Source organism: Bifidobacterium saimiriisciurei (genome assembly GCF_010667655.1).
GTDB lineage: Bacteria > Actinomycetota > Actinomycetes > Actinomycetales > Bifidobacteriaceae > Galliscardovia > Galliscardovia saimiriisciurei.
Genome location: NZ_WHZU01000026.1, coordinates 1 through 14,075, shown reverse-complemented (window position 1 = coordinate 14,075; position 14,075 = coordinate 1). Strand labels below are relative to the sequence as shown.

The 14,075-nt window shown below is 64.4% G+C and carries 9 protein-coding genes; 6 read left to right on the top strand and 3 right to left on the bottom strand.

Annotation, left to right across the window (positions count from 1 at the left end; translation table 11 throughout):
- Positions 1 to 318: 318 nt before the first annotated feature.
- From GFD18_RS10670 to GFD18_RS10645, 6 genes are all read left to right on the top strand, one after another.
- Positions 319 to 1,857 carry a hypothetical protein gene (locus tag GFD18_RS10670; protein ID WP_163198389.1) on the top strand — a complete coding sequence of 513 codons (1,539 nt, stop codon included), beginning with the start codon at positions 319 to 321 and terminating at the stop codon, positions 1,855 to 1,857.
- Between the two features lie 54 nt (positions 1,858 to 1,911).
- On the top strand, positions 1,912 to 2,823 hold the full coding sequence (locus GFD18_RS10665) for a hypothetical protein (protein WP_163198387.1): 912 nt from the start codon (positions 1,912 to 1,914) through the stop codon (positions 2,821 to 2,823).
- A 154-nt stretch (positions 2,824 to 2,977) separates the two neighbouring features.
- Positions 2,978 to 4,048, top strand: a complete 1,071-nt coding sequence (locus GFD18_RS10660) for a hypothetical protein (RefSeq protein ID WP_163198385.1) — start codon at positions 2,978 to 2,980, stop codon at positions 4,046 to 4,048.
- Positions 4,049 to 4,344: 296 nt separating this feature from the next.
- Entirely contained in the window at positions 4,345 to 6,504 is a 2,160-nt protein-coding gene (gene rho, locus GFD18_RS10655) for a transcription termination factor Rho (RefSeq protein WP_163198383.1), read from the top strand.
- A 264-nt stretch (positions 6,505 to 6,768) separates the two neighbouring features.
- Positions 6,769 to 7,908: an aldose 1-epimerase family protein gene (locus GFD18_RS10650; protein ID WP_163198381.1), complete on the top strand. Its 1,140-nt coding sequence runs from the start codon at positions 6,769 to 6,771 to the stop codon at positions 7,906 to 7,908.
- Positions 7,909 to 8,420: 512 nt separating this feature from the next.
- The gene (locus tag GFD18_RS10645; RefSeq protein ID WP_243386694.1) at positions 8,421 to 8,774 is read left to right on the top strand and encodes a chorismate mutase; all 354 of its coding nucleotides are present in this window, start codon (positions 8,421 to 8,423) and stop codon (positions 8,772 to 8,774) included.
- 204 nt (positions 8,775 to 8,978) lie between these two features.
- Here the strand turns inward: GFD18_RS10645 and valS are convergent, their stop codons facing one another.
- From valS to GFD18_RS10630, 3 genes are all read right to left on the bottom strand, one after another.
- Entirely contained in the window at positions 8,979 to 11,723 is a 2,745-nt protein-coding gene (gene valS, locus GFD18_RS10640; protein WP_163198378.1) for a valine--tRNA ligase, read from the bottom strand.
- A gap of 89 nt (positions 11,724 to 11,812) precedes the next feature.
- Positions 11,813 to 13,372, bottom strand: coding sequence for an ABC transporter substrate-binding protein (locus GFD18_RS10635; protein ID WP_163198376.1), 1,560 nt, complete (start codon positions 13,370 to 13,372; stop codon positions 11,813 to 11,815).
- A gap of 173 nt (positions 13,373 to 13,545) precedes the next feature.
- Positions 13,546 to 14,075: endonuclease III domain-containing protein (locus tag GFD18_RS10630; protein WP_163228293.1), on the bottom strand; the 530-nt coding region annotated here is incomplete at its 5' end.

Here is a 14,075-nt window from a genome sequence, read left to right as displayed (position 1 = left end):
GCGATGGACTGCTCTGCAAAATCGTATTTTTGCGCCGTAGTCCATGAATATTACGGTGCTGATGATGGACGATACGGCGAAATCCCTCGAAATGCATCGCAATCCATGAGGATGGCGGAATTCGTGAGAATAGCGGAATCCGGAGGACTGCGTAACCCGTGAGGGAGGCTCAATCCACGAGCGTGAATTCGTCGGAAGTCGCCATACGCCTCATGGTGGTGTTCCGAAGGCGGTTCCTCCAACGGTATGATGGTGCCCGACACGCACGACGGCGTGGAGCGGCGACGTCGCCGGCGAGACGGAAGAGGGCGGAACGATATGACGGCAGGAAACGGAGCCGGACGCGGCAACGGCGGTCTTGACGACGATTTCGATGACGTCGACACCTCATCTGGCGCATCGTCCGGCAAAGGCGCTCGCGGCCTGTTCGACGCGGACAACGGATGGGTGCCGCCGAACAGTGACGATGGCTATCGCAGCATCGACGAGGAGCTCTCCGACAATCCCTATGCGGACACGAACCAGCTGAAACGTGACCAGGCAGACGGATACCGGTCGCAATACCGGTTCGGCGAGGGCACGGCCAAAGGCAACGACGACAGTGGCGACTTTCGAGGATCCACGAAGGGGAGCGGCGAGAAAGGAGCCGAAAACAACGGCGCCGGCCGTGCCCGCAGTGGAAGACATGGGAACCGTAACGAAGCCAATCGGCCCATTCCACCATGGGAGCGTTCGGAGCGCCGGCGCGAGAACCGGCGCAATAGCGGCCAAACCAACGGCAAAGGCGGAAAGGCGACGGCCCGTGCCGCCGCCATCGCACAGCAGCGCACGCAGGCCCGACGCCGTCGTCTGCTGGGGTTGCTGCTCGTGGTCATTATCATCGCGTCGGCCGCCGGCGGTTTCGCATGGCGCAGCCACGCGCTTCATGCAAAAACCAACGGCTCATCGCTGAACTGTTCGAGCCATACCGGTGGTCTCGACGCCGGAGACTACTGCTACGGCGGATTCACGCCGTTGGAGCCGCACGGCCCGAAACTCGCCGAATCCCAGGCCGGACCATACTTCACCAAGGCCGTCGCCGGAACGTCCGCCACCGACGACGCCGTGCGCATGGCCGCGGCCGCCGGCGATGTATCAGCGGTGAACGCGGCCGCAGAAAAGGCGTACGACACCGCCGATCACGCCGCCAAAACGCTGGCCGCACGCACCTGGCCGGGAAACATCACCAAGGCGATGCGCATGGTCATCGTGGAATATCAGGGCAAGGCGGCGATATACGCGAATCTCAGGACGAACCGCAACCCCGACGCCATCGACAATCTGGCATTGGACGTGTTCAAGCCGTCGGGCGCGCAGACCCTGGTGCGATCGATGCTGAAGCTCGAGGCCGAGCCGGAGCCGGCGGTGCCGTTCGAGATCATGGCGGTCAGGGACGCCGGAAGCTGCGAGACATACGACGTCACGACGAGCAGGCCCACGAAAGTGCAACGCCGATGCGTGGACATCACGGTGAAAAGCCGCATGCCCGCCAAGGTGTCCGCCGTCGGATTGCAGATGAATCTGCTGGATGCCGACGGCACGGTTCGTCTGACGGATATCTCGGCGTTGTCGTCGGCGTCATCGTCATCGAGTTCGGATTCCGATGCGTCCCCGAATCCTGACGAATCGCCGGCCATCGAGCCCGGAGGCACCGCCACGGTAAGCGTGTACCTCAATCCGCGGAACGTATGGAGGGGCGGCCGCATCGCCGTCAGCCAATGGAGCGTGCACGATGCCAACGGCAAGGTCCATCTGGGTGATTTCACCGCGAAGCAGATGACGTCGTTCGCCGCGGTCAATGATTTCCGGTTCCCGTGACGGGCGGGGCACGACATGAAACGTGGTGTGAGGACAACGGCAAGGGACGGGGATATGACGCAACAAACGGAATGGGGAGACTCCGCGAAACAGCCCGCGCAATCCGCGAAGCGATCCGCAGGGCAATCCGCAACGCGGGGCACAAAGCGGACGCGGCGGCGGAGCGGCGGCGGCCGGCGACCGCTGCGCGTCATGGCCGGCGTCATGGTCGTCGTGCTGTTCTTCGGCGTCATATGGTTCGGCGTGTATTCGTCGGGATACACCACGCTGCTGCTGCGCCGTGACAACCCCGTCGACGGCTACCTGCCCGTCGGTGAATATGCGCTGGTCGACGAATCCACGGGACAGCCGGTCACCAAGGCACGGCGATGGCATTATCCCAGCCAATACACCACGCTCACCAGCGACGGCGATGGCGGCGCGAACGACGGAAAACTGACCACCTGCCGTATCGGCAAGAAGGAATGCACGCTGTCGTTGGCCACATCACGCGGCATACGGGCCGGCAGCAGCTGGAATGATTTCGTCAGGCGATACGGCGACATGACGGCGTCGGAGATCCTCGTGACCGATGCCGACGATGACGACGACTACAAGTCATATATGTCGGATGACGACCGCGCCGCCGAGCAGGAGACGCGCGAACACCGGTACATGACCGTCGGCGATTTCGACAACGACTACGTGCGCACAGGCAGGGTCGACCTGGCCACGCAGCGCGTCGACGTCACCTTCCGTGCGGGCTATCAGTCCGGCAAGGTGCTCTACACGGCGCAGGACCAGTCGGACGGCTATCTCCGCAGCGTCGACAAGCACCGGTGGTGGATCCCCGGAAGGCATCGCAGCGGCGAGCTCGACGGGCCGGCGCTGCAATACTGGACCATGGAGTTCGAATTCGGCACCAACGCCGAACGCCCCTATATCGACGACGGCGACGTGATCTCGATATCGGTGAGGATGTCGTAAGGGGTGATGCGCGTGATGATGACGGTGACTATGACAACGATGGCCGTGACGGCGGTTGCGTCGGCGGTTGCGGCGATCGTGACGGCGATGGCATCCATGGCGAGACCGGTGCAAACGACGATGCCGGCAAAGACGGTGAGGAAAGGCTGGATTCATGGGTAAAGGCATCAGGAACGGCAACGGCGGCCGGACAAATGACCGGCGGGCACGGGGAAAGACGGGCGCCGCGTCGGGAGCGGCGACGCGACGTCATCCCGTACGCGACGTCATCGCGGCGGCGCTGGCGGTCGCGCTCGCCGCCGGCGCGGGGTATGCCGTCGGCGGTTTTTCGATCGGCAGCGGGGAATCATCGAGCGAACGATGCCTGAACGACGCCCGCCTCGACATCGTAGGCCAGCCGCAGACGGCGTCATATACGGACGATTTCACGGCGCGGGGCACGAAACTGACCAAGGCCGAGGCCGGACCATACTATGAGCAGGCCGTGAACCAGTCGTGGCAGAAGATCGACGACGCCATGCTTGCCGCGACCGGCGGCGATTTGCCGGCGATGCGGTCCGCCGGCGCAAGCGCGGCGGACGCCATTGACGGCACCATCGAAACCCTGCTGTCGCATACATGGCCGGCCGAAGTGGACAACGCCGTCGAGCAGATCGCGCGCGATTACGCGGATCTGCGCGGCTACATGCGATACATGGCGTCGGCGGTGGACGAGGACGCCGGCGGGAACACGATGATGCTGGAGTTCTACTCGTTCTCCAAGGCCGACGTGTATCTTCGCGGCAAGCTCGGCCTCGATGCGCCGAGACCGCACACCATGCCGTTGGAGATTCGGTCGGTCGAGGACATCGGCGTGTACGATGCCTCCACCGACGGCGACGGCGACGCCGACAAGGCGGCGCTCACCGGCAAGCGCGTCGTCCGCGTGACGGTGCGTAGCAGGGTGCCGGCCGTGGCGACGGAGATCTCGCTGAAGTTCGCGCTGCGTTCGTCCACAGGCCGGACAGTGGACTCGGTGTGGGGAACGAGCGAACGGATCGCGTTGGCCAAAGGACAGTCGGCCGTGGTCGACGTGCCTTTGGAACCCACGCTTGCGAAAAGCGGCATGGGTCTGCAATTGCGGGGTCTTGCGGCGAGTTCCGGCCACGATGTCGACCACAACATGGACATTGCGGACGACTATGCGAGGACCGTGGTGCCGTTGTCTGATTTCCGCCTGAAATAAGAGGTGCCGGCTGTCGCGGACGGTGTTCGGCATGCAATGGATGTGCGTTGAATTCGTATTGGATTCGCGTTGGACATGTCCGTGAACATCGATTTTGCGATGGTCGTAGAGTCGTCGTATAGTGATGGCAGTTCGAAACGATTCTTAGTTCGGACTTTCGATGACGAGACAATGCTCGAGATGAGGTAGTGCTCATCGTGGGAGCATTCGCATCGCGTCAGAACACCCTGTGATTGCGCCTGCTGGGTCCAGTGATTCATGCAGTCGTTCATACGGTCAGACGAAAGGCATTACACGTGGCAGATAGCCAGAATCTTGCAGATATGAAGCTGCCTGAGCTCAAGGAGCTCGCCAAGCAGATGGGATTGCGCGGTACTTCCGCCATGCGCAAGGGGGAGTTGCTCAGCACCATCGAGGCCGCCCGCAACGGTGGCGAGGCGCCCGCCGGCGTGACCGTGCGCGTGCCGAAGAAGACCAAGACCGCCGCCAAGAAGAACGGTGCGGCGAAGAAGACGGCCGACGCCGTCGATACTGCGGCCGATGCCGCGAACGAGGCTCCTGCGGCCGTTGCCGCCGAGCCTGCAGCCGAGCCGGCGGAATCCGCGGCTCCCGTCGCTGCCGCCGATGACGCTCACGGCATCGATGATGGCCGTGGCGCCGATGACGACCACGCCGATCGCGATCGCACGCCGTCCATCGATCTTCCTCTTGACATCAAGGCGCCGCATGTGGACGACGCCAAGCTGCCGAAGCTGAACATCGAGCTTCCGGAGGCGAAGGAGACCCGTCGCTCCCGCCGCAACGCCGTGCGCAAGTCGCTCGACGTGCTTGGCGACGACCGTGGTGCCGATCGCGGTGAACGCGCCGACAGGAACGAGTCCGTCGGCAAGCTCGACCTGGACCTCGACCTGCCGCGCATCCGCCGCCGTCGCGAGCCGGTGGAGGCCGAACCCGCCCATGCCCAGGGCCGTGTCCGCGATCTCGGCGACATTCTCGCCGCGCTTCCCGACCGTTCCGACCGTGGAGACCGTTCCGACCGTGCGGACCGCGACCGTAAGAACGGCAAGCGTAACAACCGTGACGACCGTCGTGCCGAGCGCACGGGTCGCGATTCGCGCGATAACCGCTACGAGCAGGATGGCGACGATCGCGACTTCCGTCGTAACCGTAACGACCGCAACGATCGCAACGACCGTCGCAACAACCGCGACGACCGCCGTGACGATCGCCGCGCGCGCAACCGTCGTGACGATGCCATGCGCGACGAGCGCGGCACCGGCCGCGCCGCGCATGACGACTACCAGCAGCCCGCCGAGGACCTCGTGCCGGTGGCCGGCATCATCGACGTGCTGGAGTCCTACGCGTTCGTGCGTACGTCCGGCTACCTGCCGGGTCCGAACGATGTGTACGTCTCCATGGGCCAGGTGAAGAAGTACGGCCTGCGCAAGGGCGACGCCGTGCAGGGCACCACCCGTCCGCCGCGCGAGGGCGGCCGCAACCAGCGTCAGAAGTTCGTGCCGCTGCAGTCCATCGAGACCATCAACGGCATGAGCGTCGAGGAGGCGCAGCAGCGTCCGCACTTCAACAAGCTCACGCCGCTGTACCCGCAGGAGCGTCTGCGCATGGAGACGCAGCCGACCAAGCTCACCGGCCGTCTCATCGACATCGTGGCGCCGATCGGCAAGGGCCAGCGTGGCCTGATCGTCTCCCCGCCGAAGGCCGGCAAGACCATCACGCTGCAGCAGATCGCCAACTCCATTACCTCGAACAACCCCGAGGTGCATCTCATGGTCGTGCTCGTGGACGAACGTCCCGAGGAGGTCACCGACATGGAGCGCACGGTGCAGGGCGAGGTCATCTCCTCCACCTTCGACCGTCCGGCCACCGACCACACCATCGTCGCAGAACTGGCCATCGAGCGCGCGAAGCGTCTGGTCGAGCTCGGCCAGGACGTGGTCGTGCTGCTCGACTCCATGACCCGTCTCGCCCGCGCCTACAACATCGCGCAGCCGGCATCCGGCCGCATCCTGTCCGGTGGTGTGGACGCCCAGGCGCTCTACCCGCCGAAGAAGTTCTTCGGCGCCGCCCGCAACATCGAGAACGGCGGATCGCTGACCATCATCTCCTCCGCGCTGGTCGAGACCGGCTCCAAGATGGACGAGGTGATCTTCGAGGAGTTCAAGGGCACCGGCAACATGGAGCTGCGTCTTTCTCGCGAGCTTTCCGAGAAGCGACTGTTCCCGGCCATCGACATCAACGCCTCCGGCACCCGCCGCGAGGAGCTCATCACGCCGCCGAACGAACTGGCCGTCATCTACCGTCTGCGTCGCCTCTTCGGTGGCATGGAGCCGGAGCAGGCCTACCAGACCCTGGTGCCGCGTCTGAAGAAGACCGCCACGAACCGTGAGTTCCTGGCCGCCATCACCTCCACGATTCCGCAGAATCAGGGCAAGTAGGACAGCGGCGTCTCGCGTCGGTTATGGCGCATGCGCCCGTGAAACCCGCCTCGTAGGTTGTCTACGCGGCGGGTTTTTCGTATGCGTGCGTTATAACCGACGCTGAGATGCCACCAGTGGTGGTTATAACGGATGAATGCGTTATAACCGACGCTGAGTGATACTCAGAAGTGGGTTTTGCGCACGGATGCGTTATAACCGCCACTGGGGAGTAGACTGATATCGTCAAGAAATCGATTTCATAAACGAGGCTTGGAGCATATCATGGGCGATATCACCACCGCTGCCGACGAATCCGCCGTCGGCACCGCATCCGTCGATTCCCACGCATCGGGCGCATCCGTTGTGTCCGCCCGACGCACCCTGCAGGCGCATGTGGGCAGCATCCAGCAGGCGGCATACGTGAGGCCGCTGCAATATCAGGAGGGGCGAGCCGGCAACATGCGCGCCATAGAGGTCAAGAACGGACCGATGCGGTTCGTCTCCATGGCCGACAAGGCGCTTGACGTCTCCCAATTGGAATACCGCGGCGAGAACCTCACGTTCCTCTCCAAGCCCGGCCTCAACGGACGCAACCAGTTCGACACCAACGGAGCCGAGGCCCAGCGCAGCATCATGGGCGGTCTGTTCTTCACCTGCGGCTTCGAGAACATCGGCGCGCCATACACCGACGCGGCGGGCAGGGACTACCCGATGCACGGCCGCATCCGTACCACGCCGGCCGAACACGTAAGCTCCGACGCGTATTGGAACGCCGACGGGGAGTATGTGATGACCATATCCGGCGAGGTGCGCGAGGCCGAACTGTTCGGCGAGAACCTGGTGATGCGCCGCACCATCAGCACCGTATACGGCAGGCCGGAGATCGTGGTGGACGACGTCGTGACCAACGAGGGATTCCGTGACGAACCGCTGATGTGGATGTACCACTGCAACTTCGGATGGCCGCTGCTCGCCGAGGGCGCGCAGGTCATCATCCCCAGCCGCCACGCCGAGCCGCGCAACGAGGACGCCGCCAACGATGCCACGCCGTGGAGCGAGATCGGCGAGCCGGTGCCGAACAAGCCGGAAAGCGTGTACATCCATACACTCGCTGCGGGGGAGGACGGACGCAGTTTCGCGGCCGTAATCAATCATGCGCTGGGTCTGGGCGTCTCCGTGGAATTCGATGCGGCCGACTTCCCGTATTTCATGCAGTGGAAATCCGTGGCCGCCGGCGACTATGTGGTCGGACTCGAGCCGGCGAACTCCAGCGTGCATGGACGCGGCTATCACGAGCGTCGCGGCGACCTGCACACCATCGCGCCCGGAGCCAGCGAACACAAGCGCGTGACGTTCCGCGTCCACGAGGGTGCGGAAGCGCTTGATGCGCTCGAGCAGCGTCGTGCCAAGCTGCTGGCGTAGCACGCCCATCCACAACCACACGCGCAACGGATGGGAACCGTGGCTTCGTCCCGGTTCCCATCCGCTGAGGTGTGTGCAACGAACGGGAACCGTGCGGCTGTTCCGGTTCTCTTTCGTCGCATATGTCATAACCAACGGGAACCGTGCGGTTGTTCCGATTCCCGTCCGTTGAGGTTTACGCAACGAACGGGAACCGAGACGGTACCACGGTTCCTGTTGGTCGTGTATGGTGCAACGGATGGGCCTTTTACGGCCGTGCCGATTCCCATCCGTTGCGTCTTGTGCAACCGGTGGGAACCAAAAACCGGCCTTGGTTCCTATCCGTCGCCCAAGGTTGGGATATTCTAGGAACCATGAGCGATACCGACAGCAGCGACTGGCTTCGGCCAGCAGACAACCAGACCAATCCGAATGCCGATGGCGTCGTGGAAGACGCCAAACCGATCAGCGCCGCGGCGATCGCGCAGGCGTCGTCCGTAAGCGATGAGATCGAGGCCGAGAAGTCGTCGACCATCGACGAGGAGGCCGCCGCGAAGAATCCCGAGGTCGCCGAGGCCGTGAAGCGCATCGAGGCGCTTCGCCAGACCATCGACAACATCGACGGCGCCGTGATTCACCTGCTCGCCGAACGATTCAAGGCCACGGCCGCCGTGGGCGTGCTCAAGGCCGGTGCCGGCTTCGCGCCCGCCGACTACAAGCGCGAGGACTATCAGATCGCCCGACTGCAGCGCATCGCCATCGATGCCGGACTCGATACGAACATCGCCGAGATGTACCGCGAATTCGTCGTCACCGAATCGAAGAAGCGTCACAAGCGCATCGCCGATGCCGGTGGCGATCCCGGTGTCCTCGACGTGTTCGCGTGATGATTTGATTGGTCATCCGTATTTGACGAAAGTCGAACGGAAAAGATTGCGGATGATGCTGTGAGATATGCGATGAGGATGGCACCGGCTGTGGCCGGTGCCATCCTCATTAGGTTTTGGGGAGTTTAGGTTCTCCCCTCAGTAAGGCCTGCGTCTGACGGCTCCCCTGCTTGCGAGGAGGGGAGCCGTCAGAGAGACGATTGCCTACTTCTTGCGGGGCTTCTTGGCCGGGGGCTCGCCGAGTTCGCTGGTTTCGATGGCGACGGTGGCGTCATCGGCCTCGTCGGAGGCGGCGGCCTCCTCGGCGTGCTTCTCGACCAGGTCGAACTTGCCGACCACGCGGCCGGCCTGCGCGATGTCGTCGATGGCCGAGCGGATCGCGTCCACGCCGTCCTTCGCGGCGGAAAGCGCCACGGAGAGGATCGGGGTCTTCATGGAGACCTTGGCCTCGGACTTGATCTTGCGCAGCTGCTCGACGGCGCGGCCCGCCCAGGCGAGCGTCTCGGGGGAGGCGCCGGAGGCGGCGATCACGTACGGTTCCGGAGTCGGCCATGCGGCGCGGTGCACGGAGCCTTCGCCGGCGTGCATCCAGTGCCACACCTCTTCGGTGGCGTACGGCTGGTACGGGGCGAGCAGGCGGGCGAACGCGTCGAGGCCGAGGCCCAGCGCGGTGCGGGCCGAGAGCACGGCCTTCTCGCTCGGGGTCTTGCCGTGCTCGTCCGGGGTGCCGTAGGCGCGGTTCTTCACCAGCTCGATGTAGTCGTCGCAGAACTGCCAGAAGTAGCTCTCGATGATCTCAAGCGCCTTGGAGTGCTCGTAGGCCTCCATGGCGTCGGTGGCGGTGCGCACCACGAAGGCCATCTTGGCCATGGCGGCGCGGTCGAGCGGCTCGGTCACGTCCTTCGGGTTCCACACGGCTTCGGCGGCTTCTGCCACATGATGGTTCTCGTCCTCGCGGCCGATGGCCAGCGCGAACTTGGTGGCGTTGAGCAGCTTGATGGCCAGGCGGCGGCCGATCTTCATCTGGCCCTCGTCGTAGGTGGCGTCGAGGCCGAGGCGTGCGGCGGCGGCCCAGTAGCGCACCGCGTCGGCGCCGAACTTCTTCAGCGGCTCGTTCGGCACGACCACGTTGCCCTTGGACTTCGACATCTTCTTGTGGTCCGGGTCGAGGATCCAGCCGGAAAGCGTGGCGTGGGCCCACGGCAGGCACTTGTTCTCCAGGTGCGCGCGGTCCACGGTCGAGAACAGCCAGGTGCGGATGATGTCCTGGCCCTGCGGACGCAGGTCCATCGGGAACGTGGCGGCGTGCAGCGCCTTGTTCTCCTCGCCGGGCTCCTCCCAGCGGGTCACGATCTGCGGGGTGAGCGAGGAGGTCGCCCACGTGTCCATGATGTCCTTCTCGGCGGTGAAGCCGCCGGGCACGTCACGCTGCGACTCCTCGTAGCCGGCCGGCACGTCGGTGGTCGGGTCGATGGGCAGGATGTCCTCGCTCGGCGTGATCGGATGATCGTAGTCGGCGGAGCCGTCCTCCTTCACCGGGTACCACAGCGGGAACGGCACGCCGAAGAAGCGCTGGCGGGAGATCAGCCAGTCGCCGTTGAGGCCGTGCACCCAGTTGTCGTAGCGCACGCGCATGAAGTCGGGATGGAAGTTCAGCTCCTTGCCGCGTTCGATGAGCTCGGCGTTCAGCTTGGCGTCGGTGCCGCCGTTCTTGAGGTACCACTGGCGGGAGGTGACGATCTCGAGCGGCTTGTCGCCCTTCTCGTAGAAGTTCGTCATACGCTTGGTCGGCTTCGGCTCGCCGTCCATGTCGCCGGACTCGCGCAGATGGTCCACGATGATCTTGCGGGCCGAGAACGTGGTCTTGCCTTCGGTCTCCGCGAAGATCTCGCGACCGCCCTCGTCCTCGATCCAGTCCGGCACGTTCATGACGATGCGGCCGTTGCGCTGGATGATGGAACGGGTCGGCAGGTTCAGGTCGCGCCACCATTCGACGTCGGTCACGTCGCCGAAGGTGCAGCACATGGCGATGCCGGCGCCCTTGTCCATTTCGGCGGCCTTGTGCGCCAGGATCGGCACCTTGACCTTGAACAGCGGGGAATACACGTACTGGCCGAAGTACTTCTTGTAGCGCTCGTCGTCGGGGTGGGCGATCAGGGCGCCGCAGGCGGCCAGCAGCTCGGGACGGGTGGTCTCGATGTAGATCGGGGTGCCGTCCTCGAAACGGAAGGCAATCTTGTGGTAGAAGCCGTCGTATTCGCGGCTCTCAAGCTCGGCCTGGGCCACGGCGGTCTGGAAGGTCACGTCCCAGAGGCCCGGGGCGTCCTTCTGGTAGGCCTCGCCGCGGGCGAGGTTGCGAAGGAACGCCTTCTGGGCCACGCGGCGCGGGTGTTCGCCGATGGTGTGGTAGGTCTGCGACCAGTCGATGGACAGGCCGAGTTCGCGCCACAGCGCCTCGAACTGCTTCTCGTCCTGGGCGGTGAGCTTCTCGCACAGCTCGATGAAGTTCTGACGGGAGCAGGGCACCTGGTCCTTCGCCTGGATCTTCTTGCCCTCGGTGCCTTCGAACGGCGGCTTGAAGTCGGGATCGTACTTCAGGGACGTATCGACGCGCACGCCGTAGTAGTTCTGCACACGGCGTTCGGTCGGCAGGCCGTTGTCGTCCCAGCCCATCGGGTAGAACACGTCGTAGCCGCGCATGCGCTTGTAGCGGGCGATGACGTCGGTGTGGGTGTAGGAGAACACGTGGCCCACGTGCAGATGGCCGGAGACGGTGGGCGGCGGGGTGTCGATGGAGTACACGGCCTTGCGGTCGCGGGTGTTGCCGAACTTGTAGGTCTGGTCGTCGTTCCAGGCCTTGGTCCACTTCTCTTCGAGACCGTCGACGCCCACGCGGTCGGGCAGAGCGGTCAGATGGGCGCTGATGGCGCCTTCAGCATTGTCAGTCATACACGCCAGTGTATGGACGTTCTATGACATTCATGTTGAATTTCGGCCGTATTTGCATGGGATTGCCGCGTCTGCGGATTGCTCTCGCGTCATCCCCTCGCCACGTCCGCCAAAGGCAGGTATTCGTCGACCATGTTCGTCGGCATGCCGGTCACGCCGTTGCGCACGGCCGTCCACGGCCGGCGCACGTAGAGCCAGTCGACGGGCGAGTCCGACGAGACCTGCCTGGCCAGCGCTTTGAGCCGCTGCTCGTAGTCCTGCTCGTTCGTTGCGGCCTCGGCGCTGTTGTACAGCTCCTCGGCCTTGGAGCTTGTGTAGTTGAGGAACAGATCGGGGTCGACCAGCTCGCCGACGTCGTGGCTGTCGTCCATGGAGTAGATGGTCATGTCGAAGTCACGCTTCTCCACGACCTGCTTCTGCCATGCGTCGTCGTCGAGCATCGTGATGTCGACGGGGATGTTGACCTGTTCGAGCTGGTTCTTGATGGTCGTGCCCAGCTGCTCGCCGAACCGTTTCGGATAGACGAGCTTCATCGGGCGGTCGCCGATCTGCGGTCCGTTCGGCATTTCGCGGTAGACGGACGGCGCACGGAAGATGAAGTAGTTCAGCAGCGGCGTCGCCTTGGCCGTGTCGTACGGATACAGGCCGGTCAGGTCCTCGTAGCCGGGGTCGAGCGACGAGATGGGGCCGCCGAGTTCGGCGGCCGCGCCGTTCTCCTTCACGATTTCCGCGTTGTTCAGCGAATAGCGCACGCCCTGGCGCATGTGGGCGTCGGAGAACAGCGAATTGTCGCTGGAGTTGAAGCCGAGCAGCACCTTGTCGTAGCTGTCGCCCTGTGTGAGCGTGACGTCGTCGTGCGAGCGCAGCGTGGCCAGTTCGCCGGCCGGCACGTCGGGCACCGCGTCGACGTCGCCCTTCGCCATGGCGGCGACGGCGGCCTTCGCGTCCGCGAAGTACTTCAGGGTCACGGTTCCGGCCTTCGCCTTCGTCCCCTGATGCGAGCCGTTGTACCGCAGGACGAGCGAAGCGCCCTTGTCCCAGCTTTTCACCGTGAACGGGCCTGATCCCACGGCCGTGGTGTCGTAGCTGTATTTCGCGTCGGCGTCGTAGACGATGCCCGCGCGGCCGGACAGCAGCCACGCCAGTTCCGGCAACGGCTTCGACAGGGTGATGACGACGGTGGAGTCGCCGTCGGTCTTCACGGAGACGAGATGCTTCAGCCTGTCGGCGCCGACGTATTTCCTCTGGATGGTCTGCTGCAGCGACCAGACCACGTCGTTCGCGTCGAGTACGTCGCCGTTGGAGAATCGCAGGCCGCCGGCGATGCGGAACGTATAGACGAGGCCGTCGTCCGACGTCTTCCATGATTCGGCGATGCCGGAGGCGGGCCTGTTGTTCTCGTCGCGCGTGAGCAGCGTCTCGTACACGTTGCCCAGCAGCGCCTGCGCGACGGCGTCGTCCGACTGCGTGCGGATGTCCAACGACTGCGGCGACTGCGTCAGTCCGATGGTGACGGATGTGCTCGGGCCTTCGCCCGGCAACGCGATCGACCCCAGGGGATTGCGATGATTGACGAGCAGCGAGTAGGCCGCCCAGCCGGCGCCGCCCAGCACCAGCAGCGCCACGAGGAACACCACGATGGATTTCATGCCGCCGCTTTTCGCGCGTTCGACGCCGCGAGAGGAGCCGCCGTCGTCATATGCCTGGCGGCGTTCCTGCCGCGTCCGTCCATGTCGTGAATGTTCCCTACGCATGGTTACGAGCATACGCAGGGGCTTATATCTGACGTCCGGCGGCTTGTCCCGCTCCCATGCCGCGTATCCTATGCCACGGCGAACGAAGGGCAGGTCCCGGCCAGCGGGCAATCCGCGCAGTCGGGCTTGCGGGCGTGGCAGATGGCCCGTCCGAACAGGATCAGACGATGGCTCAGGTCCGTCCACTCCTCGGGCGGGAAGCATGCGCAGATCTCCTTCTCCACCTTCACTGGGTCGGAGCGGCGGATGCGCCAGTCGCTGCGCCAGCGCAGACGGCCGGTCACACGCATCACATGCGTGTCGACGGGGAAGCCGGGAATGCCGAACGCGTTGCCCAGCACCACGTTCGCGGTCTTGCGCCCCACTCCGGGCAGCGTGACCAGTTCCTCCATCGTCTGCGGCACCACGGAATCGAACCGCTCGCTCAAGGCCTGGCCGAGCCCGATGAGATGGCCTGCCTTGGCATGGTAGAAGCCAAGCGTGTGGATGATCGATTCGATGTCCTCGATGTTCGCGTTGGCATAGTCCTCGGGCGTGGGGTAGCGGCGGAACAGTTCGCCGGTTACGGAATTCACCCGCTTGTCGGTGGTCTGCGCGC